The organism is Bifidobacterium anseris, from assembly GCF_002860345.1.
GTDB classification, from domain to species: domain Bacteria; phylum Actinomycetota; class Actinomycetes; order Actinomycetales; family Bifidobacteriaceae; genus Bifidobacterium; species Bifidobacterium anseris.
Genome location: NZ_NMYC01000001.1, coordinates 834,953 through 858,642, shown reverse-complemented (window position 1 = coordinate 858,642; position 23,690 = coordinate 834,953). Strand labels below are relative to the sequence as shown.

Genomic DNA, 23,690 nt, shown 5'->3' with positions numbered 1-23,690 from the left:
CAAAGCAACACGATGACTGACATGCTGATGCGCGGCGTGTGGCGCATGCTCCTTGGGTGCGTGTGATTGTTCATGGGGATGGCTTCTCTCGTGATGTTGCGAATTCGGCCTTATGCGTTGGGGTTGGCGTTGCAGGCCCAGTAGGCGGGTGATTTCTCGGCGTCGTAGTCGGCACGTTGCTCGTTGAAGTATTTGCCGAAATACTCGTCGTCGAGGTTGGGGTCGGTGACGATGCGCTTGTAGTCGTCGGCGGTCATTGTCTGGTCGGCAATATCATGACGCTTGAGGCAGGCGACAAGCGCCTCCACGGAATCGGAGTCGGGATCTTGCCCATCGAGCTGATGCAGCTGCTCTACATAAGGCAACGCAGTGTCGGCGACACATTCTTGTATGTATTCATCTATTTGATCGACGCTGACTCCGGGAGGAAAACGTTCACTTCTTCTGCCGTCCGTTCCCTCGTATTCCACGGTGGCGCCCTTCTCCCCGAGGCAGTCGGCATACATCTGTCTTACCTGATCAAATTCCGCATCGGTAATATGCTCATCGATGAGCATCTTTCGTACGACATCGGATTGTGTCATATCGTATGCTTTTTGAAAAGTGACGGAATTTGCTCCCGTGAACGTGACATCGTTCTTGTCGAAATTGACTGGTTGTGCGGATTGTGATTGGCCGCAACCTGCCAGTATGGCCGCAACGCATAATGCTGAGAGTAAGGCAATCATCTTCCTCATCGCTATCCCCGTTTCTTCATTGAAGCTTTGGGACATCATGGATGAAGCGTTGAGGTTCTGTCCATCACTGTGCACATTTTGGGTATGGGATTGTATGGTGAGGCCATTGAGATATGTGGTGGAATGACATAAATGCCGAAGATCATGTTGGATGACGGAACCGTGCATGACGTGTAGCCGGCTCGAACGAATAGCGGGGCGGCATCATCGATGCCGCCCCGTGCTATGAAGATGGTATTAGGTGCCGTCAGCCCTTGAGCGCCTTCGCGCCGATGTCGTGACGGTAGAACATGCCGGTCGTGTCGGCGCCGTCGAGGATCGCGTAGACCTTGCGCTGCGCCTCGGCGAGCGTCGGCGCCGAGGATTCGACGAGCAGCACGCGGCCGGAGTTCGCGACGAGGCCGTCACCGTCGCGCGCGACGCCCGCGTAATAGACGTGCGAGTCGGCGTCGACGTGCAGCTCGGGGATGCGCGCGCCCTTGACGACGTCGTTCGGATAGCCGTCGGAGGCGAGCACGACGCCGAGCGTCGCGTTGTCCTCGTCCCACGTGAACTCGGGCGTCTCGCCGTTGAGGATCGCGTCGATCGCAGTGCCGAGATCGCTCGTGAGCTTCGGCAGCACGACCTCGGTCTCCGGGTCGCCGAAGCGTGCGTTGAACTCGATGACCTTCGGGCCGTCAGCGGTCGCGATGAGGCCGGCGTAGAGGATGCCGGTGAATGGCGTGCCGTCCTGCGCCATCGCCTCGACGGTCGGCTTGACGATCGTCGAGATCGCCTCGTCGATGACGTCCTGGCCGATCTGCGGAACCGGGCTGTAGGCACCCATGCCGCCGGTGTTCGGACCCTGGTCGTCGTCGTAGGCGCGCTTGTGGTCCTGACTGATCGGCATCGGCCAGAAGTTGGTGCCGTTGACGAAGCTCATCAGCGAGAACTCCTGACCTTCGAGGAAGTCCTCGATGACGACCTTCGCTCCGGCCGAGCCGAAACGATGGTCGACGAAGATGTCGTTGAGCGCGGCGACGGCCGTCTCTTCATCCATCGCGACGGTCACGCCCTTGCCGGCGGCCAGACCGTCCGCCTTGATGACGATCGGCGCGCCGTGCTCGTGCACGTATTCGACGGCCGGGGCGAGCTCGTCGAAGGTCCTGTAGGCGGCCGTCGGAATGCCGTAGCGCTCCATGAGCTGCTTGGCGAAGTCCTTCGAGCCTTCGATCTGCGCGGCGGCCTTGCGCGGGCCGAAGGCCTTGATGCCGGCTTCGGCGAAGGCGTCGACGATGCCGTCGATGAGCGGGACCTCGGGGCCGACGAAGACCCAGTCGTAGTCGTTGTTGCGCACGAAGTCGATGAGCGCGGCCTGATTCGACGGCGCGAGCTGCAGTGTGCGGATGCCCTCGTCGAGCTCCATGCCCGGGTTGCCCGGGGCGACGGTGACCTCTTCGACGCTGCCGCCGCGCAGCAGCGCGTCGGCGATCGCATGCTCACGCGCACCGGAACCGATGACCAAAACCTTCATGTCTCTTCTTTCTTCGGGGGAGTGGTTGAAAAAAATCGTTGGAAACAACGCAAAATCGTCGGGGGAAGACAACGCGGAAGGCCGCACGCGTGACGCGCACGGCCTTCGGATGGCTCAGACGAGCTCGACGTCCTGTCCGGACTTGTCGACGACGGCGCCGATGCGGTACGCCGCCTCGCCCGCGTGGTCGAGCAGGTTCATGACCTCGTCGACGCGGTCGGCGGGCACGGCGACGACCATGCCGATGCCCATGTTGAAGATGTTGTACATCTCCATATGGTCGACGTCGCCGGCCTTCTCGATGACGTCGAAGATCGGCGGCACCGGCCAGGCGCTCAGGTCGATGCGCGCGGCGAGGCCGTCAGGCAGCATGCGCGGCACGTTCTCGATGAAGCCGCCGCCGGTGATGTGGGCGACGCCGTGCACGAGGTCGGCCTCGAACAGCGGCATGAGCGCGTTGACGTAGATCTTCGTCGGCGTGAGCAGCACGTCGCCGAGCTCACGGTCGCCCAGCTCGGGCAGGCGCGTGTGCACCGTGTAGCCGGCCTGCTCGAAAAGCGCCTTGCGCACGAGCGAGAAGCCGTTTGAATGCACGCCGGTTGACGGCAGGCCGATGAGGACGTCGCCGGAGCGGATCGCGGAGCCGTCGACGATCTTCGCGCGCTCGACGCAGCCGACCGTGAAGCCTGCCAGATCGTATTCGTCGGCGTCGTACATGCCCGGCATCTCGGCGGTCTCGCCGCCGATGAGTGCGGCGCCGGCTTGCACGCAGCCGTCGGCGACGCCGGAGACGACCTGTTCGAGCACGGCCGGGTCGTTCTTGCCGCAGGCGATGTAGTCGAGGAAGAACAGCGGCTGCGCGCCCTGGGCGACGACGTCGTTGACGCACATCGCGACGCAGTCGACGCCGATCGTGTCGTGCTTGTCCATGAGCTTGGCGATGACGAGCTTCGTGCCGACGCCGTCGGTGCCGGAGATGAGCACCGGCTCTTTGTAGTCGAGCGAGGCGAGGTCGAAGAGACCTCCGAAACCGCCGATGCCGCTGACGACGCCCGGGCGATCCGTGCGTGCGACGTGCGATTTGATGCGCTTGACCACTTCGTAGCCGGCTTCGACGCTCACACCCGCGTCTTCATATGCTTGTGGCATGGTGACCTTCCTGTCCGCCGCGTAGATCGGCGAGTTGTTCCATTGGTGTTCGGATGGTTGATGGGATGGTCCGCGGACGCAAGGGGCGGCCTAGATGTTCGGGACCATGTATTCGGTCGGCTCGTCGGAGGCGTGCTCGCCGAAGGGCTTCTGGTGCATCGTGTATTCGGTGCCCTCGTACATCGTCTTCTTGCCGTTGTATCCGGGCAGCGTGACGCGATCCTCGGGGGTGAGCGAGGCGAGGAAGTCGGCCTCGTAGTCGTCGAGCGCGGTCGGGTAGTCGCCGTTGAAGTAGGCGACGCACAGGCCGCCGTACGGCGCGTCCGCGTTCAGTCCGATCGATTCGATCAGGCCATCGAGGGAGAGGAACGCGAGCGAGTCCGCGCCGATGAACTCGCGGATCTCGTCGACCGATTTCTTCGCGGCGATGAGCTCCTGCGTCGTCGAGATGTCGATGCCGTAGAAGCACGGGTATTTGAGCGGCGGCGAGCTGATGCGCATATGCACCTCGGCGGCGCCGGCCTCCTTGAGCAGCTGCACGATGCGCTTCGACGTCGTGCCGCGCACAATCGAATCGTCGATGACGACGATGCGCTTGCCTTTGACGACCGATTTGACGGCGGAGAGCTTCATGCGCACGCCCTGTTCGCGCAGCGCTTGCGTCGGCTGGATGAAGGTGCGCGCGACGTACTGGTTCTTGATCAGGCCCATCTCGTTGGGCAGTCCCGCCTCCTCGGAGTAGCCGGAGGCCGCCGATAGCGACGAGTTCGGCACGCCGATGACCATGTCCGCGTCGACCGGCGACTCCTGGGCGAGGCGCGCGCCCATGCGCTTGCGTGCGGAATGCACGTTGACGCCGTAGATGTCCGAGTCGGGACGCGCGAAGTAGATGTACTCCATCGAGCAGATGGACAGCTGCGTGCGGCTCGTGTACGTGTGGATGCGGTAGCCGGAGTCGTCGATGACGATCATCTCGCCCGGCTGGATGTCGCGGATGCGTTCGGCACCGACGACGTCGAGCGCGCAGGTCTCGGACGCGAGCACGTAGGCGCCGTTGGACATGCGGCCCAGGGACAGGGGGCGGAATCCGTTGGGGTCGAGCGCGCCGATCATCTCATGTTCGGTCATGATCAGATACGCGAAGCCGCCGTGAATCGTGTTGAGCGCCTCCTGCAGCTTGTCGGTGATCTTCGCACGCACCGAACGGCGGACCAGATGCATGAGCACTTCGGTGTCCGAGTTCGAATGGAAGATCGCCCCCTCGTCCTCGAGCGCACGGCGCAGCGAGAAACAGTTCGTCAGGTTGCCGTTGTGGCACAGCGCCATGTCCCCGTCATGGAAACGGAAGACGAAGGGCTGGATGTTGTCGATGCCGCCGGAGCCGGCGGTCGCGTACCGGACATGGCCGATCGCGGCGTCGCCCTGCAGCCGCTGGATGTCCTTCTCGTCCTGGAACACCTGGGTGAGCAGGCCGAGCCCGCGGTGTCCGATGAGATGGCCGTGGTCGTTGGAGACGATGCCCGCCCCCTCCTGTCCACGATGCTGCAATGCGTGTAATCCGAAGTAAGTGAGACGCGCGGCATCGGGATGTCCCCATACGCCGAAAATGCCACATTCCTCATGGATCTCTTCGAGTTCAGCCGACAAGCCAAAACTCCTTCCACAACTGGAGACAAGGGATTCGCTACGGGATAAACCCTAGCAAGTGTCGGCTACATCGGAAAACCGCGGTTTCACGAAAACCGCATGATTTCGCCGATTCTACGTCGCGACCGCATTCACATGCCGGACAGCGCACCTCAATATGCACAGCCCCGGGCACCTCGAAACGGGTGACCGGGGCTATGCACGGACGACGTCAGAGCCGTGCATGGATGACGTCACGCGCGCGTGAACTGCCCGGCGGCGGCGAAGGGGCGGGCGGCGATCGGGGGCGCCGGGCGCAGATGGTCGGCGAGCAGCGGCACGTCGGTGCGCAGCGCATCGGGCGCCGTGAACAGCGTGCGGCCGGCGCGCACCGACATCACGACGTCCGCGCGTTCATACACGGCGCCGAACGCGTCGGGCGCGTCGAGGACGACGAAGTTCGCCGGCTTGCCCTCGTCGATGCCGTAACCCTCACGCAGCCCCAGCGTCGTCGCGCCGTTGACGGTGAGCAGGTCGAGCGCGCGGTCGATCTCGGCGGGCGTCATCATCTGCGCCAGATGCAGCACGTAATCGAGGATGATCATCATGTTGCCGTTGCCGAGCGGATACCACGGATCCTGCATCGAATCCTGGCCGAGCGAGACGTTGATGCCCGCGTCGGTGAGCTCCTTGACGCGGGTGATGCCGCGGCGCTTGGGGAAGGTGTCCTGACGGCCCTGCAGATAGAGGTTCTCGGTGGGTGCGCACGCGAAGTTCATGCGCGCCTGTTTGAGCAGTTTGGTCAGATGGAAGAAATAGCTGTCGTCGGCCGAGCCGAGCGAGCAGGTGTGGCTCGCCGTCGTCATCGCGCCGATGCCCTCGGCGTGCGCGAGCGCGGCGAGCAGCTCGGCGAAACGCGAGTTCGGGTCGTCGGTCTCGTCGCAGTGCACGTCGATGAGCCTGCCGTAGCGGGCGGCGAGCTCGACGGTCGTGTGGATGGAGCGTTCGCCGAACTCGCGGCACGCTTCGTAGTGGGGGATCGCGCCCACGCAGTCGGCGCCCATGCGCAGTCCCTCCTCGACGAGTTCGGCGCCACCGGGATACGAATACATGCCCTCCTGCGGGAACGCGACGATCTGGATCGTCACGAGGTCGGCGAGCTCCTCGCGCAGTTCGAGCAGCGCGCGCAGCGACGTGAGCTGTGGATCGGTGACGTCGGCGTGTGTGCGGATGTACTGCACGCCGTGGCGCATCTCCATCGCCACCGCACGGCGTGCGCGCGCCTTCACCTCGTCGACCGTCAGATCCGCCTTCGTCTCGCCCCAGCGCTGGATGCCCTCGAACAGCGTGCCCGACGTGTTCGCGGCGCCCGGCTTGCGCGACGTGAACACATAGTCGAGATGCAGATGCGTGTCGCAGAACGGCTCGCTGACGAGCCGTCCGCCGAGGTCGACGACGTCCATGCGCGCGAGGTCGCGGCCCTGCGCGGCGAGCTGCGGCGCCAGATCGGGTCCGATAAGCCGGAAGCGGCCGTCCTCGACGAGCAGGTCCTGCAGACGGTCGTGGCCGCGCAGTGCGGCGTTCGTGAAGAGTGTGGCGGTCATCATATGCCCTTTCGTGTCGTGACGTGTCATGTCATGTCATTGCGGCCCCGTGACGTGCAGGTAACGGCGGCCGCGGCCTTGCGTAATCCTTGGCCGCTATTGTCGCCGTCATCATTTGCAGGCGGATGGCGTCCGTGTGAATGCGCGGAGGCCGGGAATGGACGGTTTGTATGACGGTGACGGTGAGGGAAGCGCTCGAAAGATCCGTGCTCGCGCAGGCGGACCCGGTTGTTGAGGCAGCCGACGCCTCGCTCGGCAACGCCGTCCGATGGGCGTACACGAACGAGCGCTACGACGTCGCGCGCTTCCTGTGCGGAGGTGAGCTCGTCATTGTTGAGGGCAGTGCGCTGTTCGCGCATCTCGACGACGCCGAACTCGCGCGGTACGTCGATTCGCTCGCGGACATCGGCGCCGCCGGCATCGTCGTCGAACTCGTCGAAGGGTTGCGCGAAGTGCCGCCGGCGCTGCTCGAACGCGCACGTCGACGCGCGCTTCCCGTCATCGGACTGCGTGCGCGTATTCCCTTTGTGGACGCCTGCCAGAGCGTGAACACGCTCATCGTCAAGGATCAGTTCCTCGTGCAGATGGAGGTGGACGCATTGTCCACCGTGCTGCGGCGCGAACTCGCGCAGGCGCACGACGTGGGGCAGGTCGGCGCGTGCCTTGCGCGCATCTGTGGGGAATCGGTCGCGATTTTCGACGCTGACGGACTGCCGGTCGCCTTCGCCGGCCCGCGCATCCACTCCGGCGACGAGCCGACCGTGCTCATCGCCGTCGAACGTCAAGGAGTGCCGATCGCCACGCTCGAGATCTCGCAGCGCGTGCGCCTGTTCGATGAACGCACGCGCACGCAGATCGCGCAGGTCGTCTCGCAGGTCATGGCGGCGCTCATGCCGTGGGACGTCTCCGTGTCGATGACCGCGCGCATCCTCTCGGGCCCCGCCGACGGCGTGCATGCGGACGCGCGTCAGGCGGCCGACGTCGCCCAGATGCTCGGCGCGCTCGGCGCAGGCGGGGAGATGGCGTACTACCCGTTTGCGATGGGGATGCGTTCGCTTGTCGCATCCGCGGCCGGCATGGAACGGCTGCTGTCCGGATTCGCGGCGATCGATGGTGCGCGCACGCTGTGCCTGCTCGAAGGCGGCGTGCTGTTCGGCGTCGTCGGCGTGCCGTGCGCGGCGAAGACGAGTGGTGATACGGACATTGTGAGGACGGACGCGGCGGCGTGCGTGGGCGATCCGGCGGCGCTCGCGGTGACGTGCGCGCGAATACTCGCCGACGTCGTGGCCGACGGCGGCGACGTCTGGGCGATCGGCGGCCGCGCGAGCTTGGAGGCCGGCATGCTCGCCGACGTCATCGGCGTCATGCGTGCGACGATACATGACGCCGCGCCGCCGTGGGGGACGATGCGCACCGTGTACGACGGGCTGCTCGCACGCTTCGCGCACGTCGCACAGACGGGGACCGCGCTCGCGATGCTGCTCGGCGTCATGCTCGGCGAATCGCTGAAGGACGACGACGTCGCGCTCACGACGCTCGCTGCCTGCTTCGCGGCTGGGGACAACAGGACGCGGGCATGCGCGTCGCTGGGCATCCGTCGCCAGACGCTCTACAACAGACTGGACAAAGTGCAACGTCGTTCCGGCATCACGCCGGACGACGGCGTCGCATGGTCGTTGCTGCTGTTCGCCGCGCAGCTCGCGCTCTCGACGCGTGACGGCCAGACGTCGGCGGGGACGCAATCAGCTTGGGTCGGCGCGGATCGTTGTTGACGAAACGTCCTGCGCGCCGATGGACGCATTAACGGCACGTTCATGACGAGGCAAACGCGGCGCGGGATAGTCGCGGATAGCACGGTGCATCGGCCGTGACAATGACAAGCGATCAAACACGACCAACGGTCGGAAAGGTGGGATGCCATGAGCGCCATAACGGATATGGGCATGGAGGTGCGCGAACTGGAGGGCGTCGCACGTTCCTCGGTGGATGAACGGCAGGGCATGGTACGCAAGGTCGCGCTCTCGTCGTTCCTCGGCAACTTCATCGAATGGTTCGACTACGCCTCGTATTCATACTTCGCCACGGTGATCGCCGGCGTGTTCTTCCCGTCGGCCGACCGCACCGTCGCATTGATGCAGACCTTCGGCGTGTTCGCGCTGTCGTTCGTGCTTCGGCCGGTCGGCGCGCTGTTCTGGGGTCATTTTGGCGACCGGTTCGGCCGCAAGCGTGCGCTGAGCCTGTCCATCCTGCTCATGTCGGGCGCGTCCTTCCTCATCGGCTGCCTGCCGTCCTATGCGGTGATCGGCCTGGTCGCGCCGCTGCTGCTGCTGGCGCTGCGCATGGTGCAAGGCTTCTCGGCGTCCGGAGAATACGCCGGCGCGGCCACGTTCCTCGGCGAATACGCGCCGGTGAAGCGCCGCGGCATCTACTGCTCGTTGATCCCGGCGTCGACCGCCATCGGCCTGCTCGCCGGTTCGACGCTCGCGATGGTGATGACCTCGCATCTGAGCGCGGCCGCGATGGGCGGCTGGGGTTGGCGTGTGCCGTTCCTGATGGCCGGCCCGCTCGGCCTGATCGTGCACTACATCCGCAACAACGTCGCCGATTCGCCGATCTACGAGCAGATGAACGCTGAACTCGAGCGCAAGCAGGAGGGTGCATACGATGCCGGGCGTCCCGTCTCGCCGCTGCGCACGCTGTTCCGCCACCACTTCAAGCAGGTGCTGCTGAGCTTCGGCGCGTGCATGCTCAACGCGGTGGGCTTCTACACGGTGCTGACCTATCTGCCGACCTATCTGACCGAGACAGTGGGCATGGCCGTCTCCGAATCCTCGCTCGTCACGACGATCTGCCTCGTGCTGTACATCGGGCTCGTCTTTGCGATGGGGCACATCTCCGATCGATTTGGACGCAAGAAGGTGCTCATCGGCGCCTGCGTGGCCTTCATCGTGCTGACCGTCCCGGCCTTCATGATCCTCGAGACCGGCGCGTTCTGGCCGGTGCTGCTCGTCGAGCTCGCGCTGTGCGCGACGCTCACCGCCAACGACGGCACGCTGTCGAGCTACCTGACCGAGACCTTCCCTACGAGCGTGCGCTTCACCGGATTCGCGTTCAGCTTCAACCTCGCGAATGCCATCTTCGGCGGCACGGCGCCGTTCATCGCGACATGGCTCATCTGGGCCACCGGCTCGCCGATCGCGCCGGCCTGGTACATGGTGGCGACCGCCGCCGTCGCGCTCGTGGCGATGTGCCTGTCGCATGAGAACACCGAGAAGGATCTGGGCGCGATCTGAAATCAGCATCGATCAGTCGAATCAACGCGGCGGCAATCAATCAACGCAGCAGTAATCAATCAGCGGAACATCAATCAACGGAGCACATAAGGAGAAGACGATGACCTACCGCATGGACGAAATGACATGGCCTCAATTCGCGGCGCGCAAGGACAAGCCGGTGATTGTGCCGATCGGGTCGACCGAACAGCACAGCCAGCACCTGCCGATGCAGACGGACGCGACGCTCGCCGCATGCATCGCCGAGGACCTCGCACAGGCCGTGGACGGCACCGTCATGCCGACGCTCAACTACGGATACAAATCGAAGCCGCTCTCCGGAGGCGGACCGCTCTTCCCCGGCACGATCGACATGAACGGCGCCACCGTCATCGCGCAGATGCACGACGTGCTGCGCGAACTCATCGACGACGGCTTCACGAAGATCGTCGTCATGAACGCGCACTTCGAAAACGAGGCGTTCATCGTCGAAGCCATCGACCTCGTGACGCGCGAGACCGGCGGCGTCGCGACGATCATCGAGACGAACTGGTGGGATCCGCTCACCGCGGACGTCATCGACGAAGTGTTCGCCGGCGACCTCGAGTTCCCCGGATGGGCGCTCGAACATGCGGCCGTCACCGAGACCGCGCTCATGCTGCACTACGCGCCCGAACTCGTGCACATGGACCGTATCGTCTACGAGGAGCCGGTGACGCCCAAGCCGTACGTGCGCTACCCGGTGCGCGAAGGCGACGTGCCCGCCTACGGCGGCCTCGCCGATCCGCGCGGCGCGACGGCGCAGGCGGGAAGGCTGATGGCCGAGGCGTGCGTGCGCGAGGTCGCGGCGATCTGCGCGGCGGAGTTTGCGTGACGGGACACGCGTAAGGCGGGGCGCGTGCGGCAGGCGCGACGGCGCTCGCGGCACGCGGGATTCGACAGGTTCGAACGTTTGTTCGATAATGGAGGGCATGGACGCACGGAGCTATCTCGCCATAGATCTCAAGTCGTTCTACGCATCCGAGGAATGCGTGGAGCGTGGGCTCGATCCGCTCGACGCCAATCTGGTCGTCGCGGATCGCTCGCGCACGTCCAAAACGATCTGCCTCGCCGTCTCGCCATCGCTCAAGGCGTTGCTCGGCATCGGCGGCCGTCCGCGGCTGTTCGAAGTCGAGGAACGCATGCGCGACATCAACGAGCAACGGCGGCTGCGCGCGCCGGGACGCCGCTTCGCAGGTGCATCGACGAGCGCGGCCGCGCTCGCGGCGGACCCGTCGCTCAAGGCGGAGGTCATCGTCGCGAAGCCGCGCATGGCGCATTATCTCGAAGCGAGCGCGCGCATCTACGGCATCTATCTGCGCTATGCGGACGCGCGGGACATCCACGTCTACTCGATCGACGAGGTCTTCATCGACGCCACGTCGTATCTGGGATACTTCGGCTGCGACGCGCATGAACTCGCGCGGCGCATCGTCGCGGACATCATGCGCGAGACCGGCATCACAGCGACGGCAGGTATCGGCACGAACATGTATCTGGCGAAGGTTGCGATGGACGTCGTCGCCAAGCACATTCCGGAGGACGAGGACGGCGTGCGCATCGCGCGGCTCGACGAAATGGAATACCGGCGCGCGCTGTGGGCGCACCGGCCGCTCACCGACTTCTGGCGCATCGGGCCGGGCATGTCGCGCACGCTCGAACATCACGGGCTGCTGACGATGGGCGACGTCGCGCGCTGCTCGGTCGGCTCGCCGAACGACTACTACAACGAGGGGCTGCTCTACCGGCTGTTCGGCGTCAACGCGGAGCTGCTCATCGACCACGCGTGGGGATGGGAGCCGTGCACGATCGCCGACATCAAGGCGTACCGTCCGCACGACTCGACGATGAGCTGCGGGCAGGTGCTGCACGAGCCGTACGCGTACGCGCGGGCGCGCACGATCGTGTTCGAGATGGCCAACGAGCTCGCCTACGACCTGCTTAGGCACGGCGAGATGACCGATCTGGTCACGCTCACCGTCAGCTACGACGCCGCGAGCCTCGGCGGGGCACGCGGCGAGGGGTATGCGGGACCCGTCGTCGCCGACCGCTACGGCAGACGCGTGCCGAAAAGCGCGCACGGTTCGCATCGGATGGGCCGGGCGACGGCGAACGCGGCACGGCTGCGTGAAGCCTTCGCCGAGATCTTCGAGCGGACCGTCGACCCGGACCTGCTCGTGCGGCACGTCGCCGTGAGCGCGACGAGGGTCGATGATGGGTCGAGTGTCGGCGGATCGGATGGGCGCAGCGTCGGGGCAGGCGCCCCGCATGGCGGAAGGTATGAGCAGCCGGATCTGTTCGCCGCCGTCGACAATACGGATGGCGCGGATGATGGCAGTGTGGACGGTGGGGGTGGCATGCGCGGGACGGACGGTCGCGATGGCAGCTGTGACGGCGACCGTGAGGGCGACCGCGATGCGCGCGAACTCGCCGTGCAGCGCGCGTTGCTTGGCATTAAGGGACGCTTCGGCGGCAACGCCGTGATCACCGGGCGCAACCTCGAGGACGGCGCGACCGGTGTCGAACGCAACGGGCAGATTGGAGGGCACGCCGCATGAGCCTCGAACGCACGCATCGCTACGACGATATCATCGACATGCCGCATCATCGGTCGCAAGTCCATGCGCCGCTGTCGGCGGCGCAGCGGGCTGCGCAGTTCATGCCTTTCGCGGCGCTCGCTGGATACGAGGAGATCATCGAGGATGCCGCACGCCCACGCGTGCGACGCATCGAACTGGGGCAGGACGCGCGCAAGGAGCTCGATCGGTGTCTCGCCACGCTGCTCGCGCGCTTCGACGATGCGCCGCGCGTCGCAGTGACGTACTTCGTGCCTGAGGATGACGGGAGCCGGCATCGTGGTGGAGGTCAGCATGGCGGAATCGGTGGCGGAATCGATGGTGGAATCAACAGCGAAGTCGACGAGGAATTCGGCACGTATGTGACGGTGCGCGGCGCGGTGACGCGCTATGACGGGACGGCGCACCGGCTGCTGATCGTGGATGAACACGGCGCGGCGTGCGTCGTACCGTGTTCGGACATCGTGCGCATCGTCGTCGACGGATGAGGGCGGCGGTGTCGTCGGATGCAATCGATGGGTGAACTCGGCGCATGAAAGTGGTGTGCGCGGTGTGAAGGTGGGATGCGCGAAGCGTGAAGGTCGCGCGTGAAGCGTGAAGATTGTGTCGAAAAACATCGTGAAACAGTCGCGGTGTCCGACGTTGTCATCGTCTGATTTGTTAGGATGGAAGATAAGTTGAGACCATCGTTCTACAAACGATGGATGCGCGACGGACACCGGTCGCATGTCGGTCGCACGCAAGGAGGACGGCGCCACCCGCCGTCGCCGAGGTCAAGGAGTTCGGATGGAAACCACGGAACCGCAGCAGACGGAATCGAAGCAGCCGATGTCGAAGAAGAAGATCTGGATCATCGCCGTTGTCGGCGTCGTCGCCGCCGCGCTCGTCGCCGTCGGCATCATCGTCGCGCTGCGCTTCAACACGAAGGAGGACGCGTCTGCCGAAGCCAAGCCGTCCGCGTCCACATCGCAAAGCGCGGACGCGGACAAGGAAGGTGAGGACGGCGAGAAGAAGAAGGTCACGCCATCGACGACCGATCCGGAACAGGTCATGAAGAACTACGAGGAGTTCATGACGAAATATGCGTACTACGCGAAGCTGCTCAACAGCCAGGACGGCCTGCCGGCGGACGAGGTGGACGGCTACATCGAATGGAACAGCCAGATGGAGGACATCCTCGCGCAGTTTGAGGCGGTCCAGGACACGGAACTCACCCCCGAGCAGAAGAAGGAGTTCGACGCGATGCTCGACCGTGTCGATGACATGATGGTTGAGGCCACCGGTTCGGAACTCGTGCGCACGCCGCGCACGGCCGAGGAGGCGGAAAAGCTCGCCGAGGAACGCAAGAAGGCCGCCGAGAAGTCGAGGAAGGCGCTGACCGGAGGCTCCGGCTCGAGCGACGATGAGTCGGGATCGTCGTCGCAGACGAAGTGAGGGCGTAGGCCGACGCATATCGCCGGAGCGGCCGCCATGGCGCGGCCGCTCCGGATGCGGCTAAGATGGCGGCATGGCATACGATAATGGCAAGACGGACGGCGCGCGGCCCATGCCGCCGTCGCGGCAGCTGGCTCCCAAAGGCAATGTGCTCGTGCTGGGCAACTCGGGCGTCGGCAAATCGACGCTCATCAACGCCGTCATCGGCGACGACGTCGCGAAGACGAGCTTCGGCACAAGCGGCACGACCAAGGAGCTCTCGATCTACGAAAGCCCGTCGGTGCCGTTCCGCGTCATCGACTCGATCGGCTTCGAGCCGTCGCCAATCGCGGCTTTGCGCGCCGTGCACGCGGTGCGCGCATGGTCGCGGGCGAGCGCGAAGGAAGGCAACGAGAACACGCGCATCAACGTGATCTGGTTCTGCGTGGACGGCACGGCGGCGAAGCTGTTCCGTGAGACAATCCGCAATCTGGCGAACGCGGTGCGGATGTGGAAGTCGGTGCCGATCGTCGCCGCCGTCACGAAATCGTATTCGCAGCCGGACCGCGAACGCAACGTCGCGATGGTGCGGGAGGCTTTCCACGGCACGCGCATCGAGCACAACCTGCGCGCGATTGTGCCGGTCGTCGCGCAGACCTACGTCATCAACGACACGGCGTTCGCGGCGCCGGAGGGTGTCGCCGACCTCATCGACGCGACGATGGAGGCGATGCCCGATGGGCTTCGCGGCGGTGCACACGACCTGCAGCAGTTCAAGCTGACGCGCAAGCGCATGCTCGCGCAAGGTCTGATCGGCGCATGCGTCGCGGCTGGCGCCACGGTGGGCGCCGTGCCGATCCCGATCGCCGACACGCTCGTATTGTCCCCGCTGGAGCTCGCCGAGCTGAACGGTCTGGCGCGCCTGTACGGCATCGACAAGGACGAGGACGCCAAGCAGTTCCTCGATTCGATTGTGCAGGTGGGCACGGCGAGCGTCATCGCGCATTCGGCGATCAGCGCGATCAAGGCGATTCCGGGGCTCAACCTCGCCGCGAGCGTCGTCAACGCGATCGTCGCCGCGAGCATCATCGCCGCGCTCGGCGAAGGCGCGGTCGCCGCGTTCGAACAGGTCTACACCGGGCGTAGAAGCATGCGCGACCTCGGTTGGGTGCGGCAGCTGATGGAGGAGCAGTTCGGCAACGCGTACCTCGGCAAGGTCAGCGCTATCGCCGAAGCCGCGCAGGGTGGCGGCAAGGACATGCGGCAGATGATCATCGACCTCGTCAAGTCGGCGTTCCTGCGACGGGAGAAGTAGGCGGTGGCGGAGTCGACATGCGGCACGGCGTCAACGGGGAGGGGCCGTGCCGCATGGAATGTGCTTGTCTGGATTCTTCCGACTCGGGAGAATGAATCAGATCACGCGGTATTATCTAGTTTCCTTGGTGTGCACAAGAGTTGGTCGGCGTGACGATCGCGCCTATATCGCATCTGCGCGCAGGTATCTGCGGAGATTACGGGCTATGGTCATGCTGGCGCCGCATTCTCTGATAGAGTAAATCTGCGGCGGGGCGAAGCGCGAGCGTGAAGGCGTTGGGCGCTCCCGTCAAGCTGTACCGAATGCATCGTCGCATATGGGAACCGATGGTTTCCCGAAGGGAGCGAAGGAGGAGAAACGATGACAACGAACGAAAGTGGCAGCCTTGGTAAGGATGATGAGAAGAAGAAGTGGTGGCAGCAGTGGAAAATCTGGGTTGTCATCGTGGGGCTGCTGGCTGCTATGGGAGCAGGATGGGCCACGAGCGTTGGATTCTATTCGCTGTTTCCGTGGACGATGCCGGCGTCAATGCGTGAGAAGGGCACCGAGGATACGCAGGTGATCCGTTCGATGCGACGGACGAGGGAGGTGTCGCTGCTGAGACTGGGCGTGACCGGCATCATATCGAAGGAGAACAAGAGCCATTTCTTCAATATGGAGATTCCCGGCACCGAACGTGCGCGGTTCATCCAGTACACCTTCGATGCGAAGCTCGGATTCGAGGGCAAGGACGTCGTCATCGAGGAGACCGGCGAGAACGCCTTCTATATCACGATTCCCGAGTTCAAATTCATCGGCTACGACGATCCCGAGTACCGGGTGATAGTCGAACAGAATGGGGCGTTGAGCTTCGGCACGCAGCAGATCGACTCCCTCGACATGGTCAACAACATCCTCACTGAGAAGGCGAAGAAGGAATACGTCGATTCGAACAGGGACATTCTCGAAGAGCAGGCGAAGTCGTTCTACACGTCCATCGTCAGAAGCGTCAGTCCGGAGACCCAACTGCATTTCACGTTCCAGCAGAGCGGCGACAAGGACGCCTGAGCAAGCCGCCGGAAAGCCGAGCGATCGTTGATCGTTGCGACGATAGGCGGATATAGAAACGAAGCGCCTCGTTGGCGATGCGTCGTTGACTGCATCGCCGCCGAGGCGCTTCGCTATGTGGCAACGCGGATGCCCTATGTCATGGATGTAATATATGCCGGAACCGATGTGGATGCGGATGTCGGTGCGGTCGCGTATGCGCCGGGTGGTGGATTTCAGAGCGCGCCGAACCACAGGTCTTCGGGATCGGAGATGTCTTCCTCATCTTCGTCATCATCCTCATCATCTTCATCATCTTCATCATCTTCATCATCTTCATCATCTTCATCTTCTTGCTTGTCCGCCATGTCCTGCATGTCGAGGGAATACTCGAATTGCTGTTCGATCGGGGTGGGGTAGGCGTCCTTGAGCAGCGCCGAGAACGATTCATTCGCCATGCCGTAGAACGCGCCGATGATCAATTGGAAGGTCAGGTCGTTTGGCATATCGCTGCTGGCGGCGAGCGATCGCATCAGATTCTGGAAGCGCTCGGGATTGGTGTAGCAGATCGTGGACATCTCGTAGAGCGTGAGCATCTTGGCCGCCAGCTCGTCGAAATACGAGGAGAAGAACAGGCGGTTGATCGTATCGGCGCGCCAATCGCGCAGCTCGGCATCGGGGGAGTTGTCGGGGGCGTCGATCCACTGGCGGATGGACAGGATGGCGTCGCTGCTCAGACCCGTATAAGAACTCGCCTTCTCCAGATCGAAGGACGTCTCGTCGGTTTCGCCGGTCAGATAGCCCACGTCGACGCCGAGGAAGTCAGCGATGAGCATCATCGTCTCGTATTTGGGAAAGCCGATGACGCCGTTGGCGGTCTGGTTGCCGGTGTTGAGCCACCTGCTGACGTCCTTCTGGTGGAAGCGCGTCAGATAGGTGCGGTTGAGCGCGCTGACGAATTCCACCTGTGTGAGGCCACGCTCCTTCAGACACTCGCGCAGTCGTTGCCGCCAGCAGGCGGCGCGAAGCTGGGTTATATCATCCATGCTATATTCCCCTTCTCTTAATCCGCGTATTTATAACATGATATGTCATTGACACTATATGACGAAGCTTCGAGAATGGAACAACAGGGCAGAGAACTCGTCATAATCCCCGGAAAACCGCCGATTTCGCGAGAGTAAGGAGAACGGTTCGCGAATAAAACATGCCCCTTAATGACGAGAAGCATGACAGGACACAAGTCCGCCATGACCGAAGGCCGGTCGTGGAGTATCTCTCGTCAGAAAGGAGTGCAGATATGTTCGCTCAGTTGGCAAGCATGATTCTGCGCGGCGTTCGAGAGTTGGATGAGGTGGCACGCGAGGTGTCGTCGGACGACGGCCGTCCGCGTCCTGCGGACGACGGGAGCCCGGCGGCCGCCATGGGGAGTTCTCTGCCGGAGCAGAACGACCGATAGGTGATCGGGTGCGCGGATGCATGGTCATGCATCCGCGCACCCTGACGCCAACGAGGAGGGAAGAAGCCATGGCCACGCCAGAAGTGAATCCGGGAGCGGGTTCGCAGCCGAGTCAACAGACATATATGGCATCGACGCATGACGTATACGGGGCATTGGAGCAGATGTTGCAGTTCAGCGCTGGATTCGATCTGATCCATAAGGACGATCAGACAAGGACCGTCACGTTCAGCGCTCCGAGCATCAGTGGACTGTTCGTTGCGAAGGTGGCGGAAGGCTCCGATCCTTCCTCCAGCATCGTGCAGGTGACGGTGCCGGTCGAAGCCGGCGAAGATGCGCAGTCGGAAATCGCAAAATTCTACAAGGATCTCGGCGACCAGCTGATGGTGCAGGGTGCGACGCAGACGATGCCGGCCACGACGACGACCGTGCTCAACACGCAGGAACAGCCGACACAGACGATGCCGACACCGCCGGAGGCGCCTGTGGCATCGGCTGCTCCGGCTGCGGACGCCGCCGCCGGCGAGAATCAGTCGGGCGCCCCGACGCATCGCGCGCCGAAGAACAAGTTCGCAGCGCTGCTGACCGACGAGAACACCGGCAAGACGTCCACGATGGCGATTGTCGCGCTTGTGGTCTCCGTCGTGTTCCTGATTTTCGGTTTTGTGGCCCTCGGTATGCATCCGCCGGTTGTGCTGTGCATCGTCTTCGCGGTTATCGCCGCGGTGTTGTGTGCGGCTGCGTATCTGAATACGCAGCCGGGCAAGGAACATGGCCGTCTGTTCACGGTGATCGCTGCGGGCGCCACCATCGTCGCGCTGGTGCTGTCGCTCATCGGTGCCACAGCAACCGGTTCCAGGGCGAGGGAATCGTCGTCCTCTGACTCCAGCGCGTCTTCTTCCGCTGCTGACGACCCCTTCTGCGAAGCGATTAGCTGGCCGACGGCTGGTGTAGGTGCGAAAGCTCCGAAGCCCAATGAACTCAAGGGTTATGTATGGAATGATGATGCGGATTACGTGAGTATCAAGGTCTGTAATGTCGATGATGCTGAGTTCGCAGAATACGTGAGCAAGACAAAGGACAATGGATTCGTTGGAGATTACAAAAGCTCAAGTTCTGACTATAGTGCAAAAGATTCTGAGGGAAACTATATTGATTTAACACACTATAGTTCTTTCGGAGAAATGGATGTTACAGTCAAATCTGCCGAACGATATCGCGCTGATATGAGCGAAAAGGAAAAGAAGGCAGAGGAGGAAGCTCAGAAGAAAGCCGAGGAGGAAGCCGCGAAGAAGGCCGAAGAGGAGAAGAAGGCCGAGGAGGAGCGCAAGAAGGCCGAGGAGGAGCAGAAGCGCCTCGAAGAGCAGGGGAGGAAGGCCCAGGAGGAGGAAGCGAAGAAGCAGCAGGAGGCGCAGAACCAGAACTCCGGTGGCGTGACCCCTGCCGTCAAGGAAGCGATGGATTCCTACGAGTCGTATATGAACAAGTACTGCGACTTCATGGAGAAGTACAATTCGTCCTCCGACCAGTCCGGCATGATGACCGAATACCTCAAGATGATGCAGGAATATTCGGATATGACGCAGAAGATCGAGGGAATGGACCAGTCCACATGGACCGACGCCGATCTGCAGTACTACCTTGGGGTCATGAACCGCGTCAACCAGCGGCTCGCCTCGGTCGGCTGATCCACTCCCAATCACAATCCACTTATCCGAAGGACCCATCATGACCGAATCGAATCCCGCGACACACCGCGTGCCAGTAGCTCGGCAAAGCTATCAAGCGCCCGTCGCGCAGACCTATGCCACGTTGCTGCAGACGTTGCGGTACAGTGCGGGATTCGACGTGGTCGGCAACGATGACGCCGCGCGCACCGTGAGTTTCCATCTTCCAAACGGTGGTGGTACATACGAGGCGCGCGTCGTCGAAAGCGGCGAACAGAGTGCGGTCATCATCGACGCGCCGCTCGGCGCGAACGACAGCAGTGGCGCATGCAGCCGCCTGTACCGTGAGCTTGCCGAACAGATGGCCGCGCAGAGCACCGTCGTTCCCTCGGATGTCATCGCGAAACGGCGGTTCTGGCGTTGGATCACCGCGGACAACAACGGACCACGTTCAAAATGGGCGATCGCCGCGGTCGTCGTCGCATGCCTTGGCGCGATATACGGCGTATCAAGCTTCGACGAATGGAGCCCGAACTGGAGCGGCGCCCTCATGTTCATCATCCTCATGTTCACCATATGCGGCGTGGCATTCGCGGTCACTGGGCGCCGAGGGCACGTGTCAGGACGCAACCTTGTCCTGATCGCGCTCGCGATCGCATGTGTCGCGACAGTACTGCTGCTGTGCGCGTCGATCGTCGTCCAAATCAGTCATGGGTAGCAATCATCCATTCATTCAATCAATCTTTCTTTTCTATATAAGGAGTCATCATGAAGAGGACATCACTCGCAGGACCGCGCGCGCTCACGATCATCGGATCACTCGTCATGCTCGTCTCACTCGTGCTGCCATACGCCACGGCAAGCAATGACACGATGACGGCGTTCACGATCGCGGAACGGTGGAAGGAAATGCAGCAGATCGCGAACATGAGCTTCGGCGTATCCGAGGTCATCCTCGGCATAATCATCGTCATCGCGGCATGCGGTGTGCTCGCGCTCATCTTCGCGATCGCCGCGAAAGGCATCCCGACGCTCGTCTTCGCGATCATCGCGACATTGACCTACGTCTATTTCAATATGAGCTTCACCCCATACGGATCCTATAGCCTCGGCTTCGGCGTCTATCTGTTCTACATCGCCGCCGTCGCCGTCATCGTAGGATCGATCTGGATGATCGTCGTCAAGCGCGGCAACAAGAACGCAGTCGCCAGCGCATGACAGCTAAGGCCGCTCTGGTACGGTGAATTTAGCTGAGAGAAGCACATTCCACAAGGAAGTGAGGAGGGACAGATATGCACAGCATCGATCTGCTGCCGAATGAAGGCATCATCGCGCAGTTTGACGGCGTCGGTTGCGAAAGCCCCGATTTCAAGGGCTTCGAGCGCGGAGAACTGACGTTGACCAACATGAGTCTCGTGTTCACGTACACGCAGATCAAGATGTTCGGCAAGGACATCGACCACACGTTCTCGTGGGCGCTGCGCGATATCAAGGTGGTGAACGGCAAGCCACAGCTCATCATCGACAAAGGCGACAACCACCAATGCGACATTCTGCTACGCAAAGGGAAGATCGAACTGCGTATGGAGTCCCATACGGATCTCATGAAGCTCGCGAACGGTATCAACAAGGAGATCACCGGCAGCGATGAGGACATCGTCGGTGCGCCGAAGACGTTCATTAGCGGCATCGCCAGCGCGTTGAGCGGCGCGACCAAGGAGATGGCGGAGGCGTTCAACATGAGCGGCCTGACTAAGCCGAAGGCTGCGAAGACGGTGTCGAAAACCTGCTTCGGTTGCGGGCCGCGCTGCACGGCACCGAAGGCGCGTCGGTCACATGCGAATACTGCGGCAGGAACGAACACCTCTAAACCATATCCACGGGAACTTCAGAAAGTAGGCAGCTATGGCGTTAATCAGGGCATTCACCGGGGCGTTGGGCGGCACCTTCGCCGACCAGTGGCTCGACATCATCACCGTGGACCGCTTCGACGAGCATGCGGCGCTGATGCCGGGCGTCTACCAGGAGACGAACCGCGGGCGCGGCTCGAACACGCGGCATTCGGACGCGGTGATCTCCAATGGGTCACGCATCTACGTGCCGGAGAACACGGCCGCGTTCATCTTCGACCAGTCGGGCATCGAGAACATCATCACCGAATCGGGCGGCTATGAATACCGCACCGGCGGCACCGACAGCGTCTTCGCCGGCGACGGCATCGGCAAGTCGATCTTCGGTCAGATCGGCGAACGCTTCAAGTACGGCGGCGAGCCAGTGGCGAACAAGCGCGTCGCCTTCGTCAACCTGCGCGAGATCCGCGGCCTCAAATTCGGCACGCCGGCGCCGCTGATGTACCACGACAGGTTCTACGACACCGATCTGGACATCCGTGCACGCGGCATGATGTCGCTGCGCATCACGAACCCGACCGCCTTCATCCGACAGTTCGTGCCGCCGAACGTCGACTACATCAGCTTCGACGAGCCGAAGACGAAATCGCAGCTGCTGAGCGAATTCATGCAGTCGTTCTCGGTCGCGCTCAATTCGCTGTCGAACGAATACCGCATCTCCGAACTGCCGAGCCAAGCGAACGCGATCGCACAGGCGATCTCGGCGGACGCGGCGAACGCCGGCACGTGGGAGTCGCGCTTCGGCATCCATCTGGCCGGTATCGGCATCGAAAGCATCGAGTTCACGCCGGAATCGCGCGAACTCGTTAAGCAGTACGCGGCGAACCGCATGAACGTGACCGCATACGAGAACGTCTCGCAGCAGGCGTCGAACATCGCGGCGCAGCAGAAGATCGCCCAGGGCGTGCAGGACAACGGATTCGGCGATATGGGCGGCATGATGCTCGGCGTCGGCTTCGCACAGGGCGTCAACCCGATGACCGGCGCGATGCCCGGGCAGCAGATGGGGCAGCTCGTCAATTCGGCGAACGCCGCGGTGACGACGTCGGCTGCGCAGTCCGACGCGGCGGCGCAGAGCGGTTCTGCGCAGCCGTCCGCGCAGTCGTCGATGTCGCTGTCCGAGCAGATGGAGGCGCTGAAGAACCTCAAGGAACTGCTTGACGCCGGCATCCTCACGCAGGAGGAGTTCAACCTCAAGAAGAAGCAGATCCTGGGATTGTAGATACGATCCGCTGGTCTCCGCTGACGGAGATGGGCCCGCGCATCCGGTTGGGTGCGCGGGCCCGCGTTCGTTATGAAAGGCGAGGAGGAGGGCAGTCGGGGCATAGCCGGCGCGGAATGGTGCTTGGGTATGATCGGCGGCATTGATTCATGTCGCCTGCCGAACCAGCCAAGGTCGGACGCATATCTCGGTAATTCATATGAAAAAACGAGATATGCGCCGCAGGGAAGGAGGCTATCTCGGCTTGGATCATCGTATGCGCACATATTTGCACATGATTGGCGGTTATGCGCACATATTGTCTCAGATCCGCATGCGACCGCTCATTCTGCCCATGCGCATTCCCCGCTGGATGCCACCGTGGCCGCATAGCTCGGTTGTCCAGGCAAACAATCGAGCTATGCGGTTGGGTGGTTGCGGTTGGATGGTCGACCCATCGTATGGAGTGATGGCGCATGGGTGTTGTGGCCCTATCTGCGATTTTGGGGTGGTGCTGTTTTGAAGACCTCTGCTCGGATACCCCTTGAACCTACCATATGCACACAAAAGCGATAGGAAGCGCACGAATATCGGTCAAGTCTCCGGAGGTGCCCACCCTAAAATCGCAGATAGGGGCGCTAGTCGCGGTGCCGGGCCGGTGCAGGATGGTGCTTGGCCTTGAAGTCGATGGCATCGATGCGCCACACGGCCACCTTGCTCACCTGACGGGGGAGCAGCGGCGCGTCGGGCATGCCGGCGCACTGCTCGAGCAGCAGGCGCAACGCGGCGATCTTCTCCTCAACGTCGTCGACCAGACTCGCCGTGCCGGTGCCGACGAGCGAACGGAACTCCGTCGTCGTCGCGCAGGGCGTGTGACCGGTGTGAATCCGTGTGTCACAGTCCATTTCGAACGCGACCGGCAGCGCGTTGCCGGCGGCGCGGATCGCGTCGATCTTGCGCCCCTCGACCGCCGAATGCGCGAACAACGTGAGCCGGTGCGGTGTGGTCCCGAAATCGGCCGTGTATGCGAAGTTGACCGGCACGATCGTCAATCCCTGCGCATCCTGATAGGCGACGCGCATGTCATCGCAGTCGCGCAGGATTTGCTCGATCTGCGCCGGATCGGTCACCTCGCGCTCGGCGCGCCGCATGGGACGCGGCTGCGAAGAGGCAAAGCTCATGA

Annotated in this window: 19 protein-coding genes; 12 read left to right on the top strand and 7 right to left on the bottom strand. The window is 62.8% G+C overall.

Annotated features, from left to right (window positions below):
* Positions 1 to 110 precede the first annotated feature (110 nt).
* The 5 genes from CGZ88_RS08835 to CGZ88_RS03570 form a co-directional block, all read right to left on the bottom strand.
* Positions 111 to 776: an LptM family lipoprotein gene (locus CGZ88_RS08835; RefSeq protein WP_133120886.1), complete on the bottom strand. Its 666-nt coding sequence runs from the start codon at positions 774 to 776 to the stop codon at positions 111 to 113.
* A 208-nt stretch (positions 777 to 984) separates the two neighbouring features.
* A complete protein-coding gene (gene purD / locus CGZ88_RS03585) occupies positions 985 to 2,250 on the bottom strand; it encodes a phosphoribosylamine--glycine ligase (protein ID WP_026644478.1) in 1,266 nt (421 codons plus the stop codon).
* A 114-nt stretch (positions 2,251 to 2,364) separates the two neighbouring features.
* The gene (purM, locus tag CGZ88_RS03580) at positions 2,365 to 3,399 is read right to left on the bottom strand and encodes a phosphoribosylformylglycinamidine cyclo-ligase (protein WP_026644477.1); all 1,035 of its coding nucleotides are present in this window, start codon (positions 3,397 to 3,399) and stop codon (positions 2,365 to 2,367) included.
* A gap of 90 nt (positions 3,400 to 3,489) precedes the next feature.
* A complete protein-coding gene (purF, locus tag CGZ88_RS03575; RefSeq protein ID WP_026644476.1) occupies positions 3,490 to 5,046 on the bottom strand; it encodes an amidophosphoribosyltransferase in 1,557 nt (518 codons plus the stop codon).
* Between the two features lie 233 nt (positions 5,047 to 5,279).
* Complete coding sequence (locus tag CGZ88_RS03570) at positions 5,280 to 6,629, bottom strand: amidohydrolase family protein (protein WP_101671131.1); 1,350 nt, start codon at positions 6,627 to 6,629, stop codon at positions 5,280 to 5,282.
* A gap of 170 nt (positions 6,630 to 6,799) precedes the next feature.
* Here CGZ88_RS03570 and CGZ88_RS03565 point away from each other — a divergent pair, with 170 nt between their 5' ends.
* The 8 genes from CGZ88_RS03565 (at position 6,800) to CGZ88_RS03530 (ending at position 16,291) form a co-directional block, all read left to right on the top strand.
* On the top strand, positions 6,800 to 8,401 hold the full coding sequence (locus tag CGZ88_RS03565; RefSeq protein ID WP_026644475.1) for a PucR family transcriptional regulator: 1,602 nt from the start codon (positions 6,800 to 6,802) through the stop codon (positions 8,399 to 8,401).
* Between the two features lie 228 nt (positions 8,402 to 8,629).
* Entirely contained in the window at positions 8,630 to 9,922 is a 1,293-nt protein-coding gene (locus tag CGZ88_RS03560; RefSeq protein WP_034523479.1) for an MFS transporter, read from the top strand.
* Positions 9,923 to 10,034: 112 nt separating this feature from the next.
* Positions 10,035 to 10,775, top strand: coding sequence for a creatininase (locus CGZ88_RS03555; protein ID WP_026644473.1), 741 nt, complete (start codon positions 10,035 to 10,037; stop codon positions 10,773 to 10,775).
* 97 nt (positions 10,776 to 10,872) lie between these two features.
* On the top strand, positions 10,873 to 12,498 hold the full coding sequence (locus tag CGZ88_RS03550; protein WP_101671057.1) for a Y-family DNA polymerase: 1,626 nt from the start codon (positions 10,873 to 10,875) through the stop codon (positions 12,496 to 12,498).
* The gene (locus CGZ88_RS03545) at positions 12,495 to 13,004 is read left to right on the top strand and encodes a hypothetical protein (RefSeq protein WP_051198306.1); all 510 of its coding nucleotides are present in this window, start codon (positions 12,495 to 12,497) and stop codon (positions 13,002 to 13,004) included. The genes CGZ88_RS03550 and CGZ88_RS03545 overlap by 4 nt, the downstream gene beginning before the upstream one ends.
* A gap of 298 nt (positions 13,005 to 13,302) precedes the next feature.
* Positions 13,303 to 13,950, top strand: coding sequence for a DUF6591 domain-containing protein (locus tag CGZ88_RS03540; protein WP_101671056.1), 648 nt, complete (start codon positions 13,303 to 13,305; stop codon positions 13,948 to 13,950).
* A gap of 73 nt (positions 13,951 to 14,023) precedes the next feature.
* Positions 14,024 to 15,244 carry a GTPase gene (locus CGZ88_RS03535; RefSeq protein WP_101671055.1) on the top strand — a complete coding sequence of 407 codons (1,221 nt, stop codon included), beginning with the start codon at positions 14,024 to 14,026 and terminating at the stop codon, positions 15,242 to 15,244.
* A gap of 360 nt (positions 15,245 to 15,604) precedes the next feature.
* Positions 15,605 to 16,291 (top strand): hypothetical protein, encoded by a 687-nt coding sequence (locus CGZ88_RS03530; protein WP_231371368.1) that lies wholly within the window; start codon positions 15,605 to 15,607, stop codon positions 16,289 to 16,291.
* Positions 16,292 to 16,506: 215 nt separating this feature from the next.
* On the opposite strand, the gene CGZ88_RS03520 is transcribed toward CGZ88_RS03530, so the two are convergent.
* Positions 16,507 to 17,316 (bottom strand): helix-turn-helix domain-containing protein, encoded by an 810-nt coding sequence (locus CGZ88_RS03520; protein ID WP_243390044.1) that lies wholly within the window; start codon positions 17,314 to 17,316, stop codon positions 16,507 to 16,509.
* 481 nt (positions 17,317 to 17,797) lie between these two features.
* Here CGZ88_RS03520 and CGZ88_RS03515 point away from each other — a divergent pair, with 481 nt between their 5' ends.
* From CGZ88_RS03515 to CGZ88_RS03495, 4 genes are all read left to right on the top strand, one after another.
* Positions 17,798 to 19,417 (top strand): DUF6591 domain-containing protein, encoded by a 1,620-nt coding sequence (locus CGZ88_RS03515; RefSeq protein WP_051198303.1) that lies wholly within the window; start codon positions 17,798 to 17,800, stop codon positions 19,415 to 19,417.
* A gap of 40 nt (positions 19,418 to 19,457) precedes the next feature.
* The gene (locus CGZ88_RS03510; protein ID WP_051198301.1) at positions 19,458 to 20,114 is read left to right on the top strand and encodes a hypothetical protein; all 657 of its coding nucleotides are present in this window, start codon (positions 19,458 to 19,460) and stop codon (positions 20,112 to 20,114) included.
* A 50-nt stretch (positions 20,115 to 20,164) separates the two neighbouring features.
* Positions 20,165 to 20,614 (top strand): hypothetical protein, encoded by a 450-nt coding sequence (locus CGZ88_RS03505; RefSeq protein ID WP_026644469.1) that lies wholly within the window; start codon positions 20,165 to 20,167, stop codon positions 20,612 to 20,614.
* A 687-nt stretch (positions 20,615 to 21,301) separates the two neighbouring features.
* Positions 21,302 to 22,528: an SPFH domain-containing protein gene (locus tag CGZ88_RS03495; protein WP_026644467.1), complete on the top strand. Its 1,227-nt coding sequence runs from the start codon at positions 21,302 to 21,304 to the stop codon at positions 22,526 to 22,528.
* A gap of 617 nt (positions 22,529 to 23,145) precedes the next feature.
* Here the strand turns inward: CGZ88_RS03495 and CGZ88_RS03490 are convergent.
* Complete coding sequence (locus CGZ88_RS03490) at positions 23,146 to 23,688, bottom strand: pyridoxamine 5'-phosphate oxidase family protein (protein WP_231371366.1); 543 nt, start codon at positions 23,686 to 23,688, stop codon at positions 23,146 to 23,148.
* Between the last annotated feature and the right edge of the window lie 2 nt (positions 23,689 to 23,690).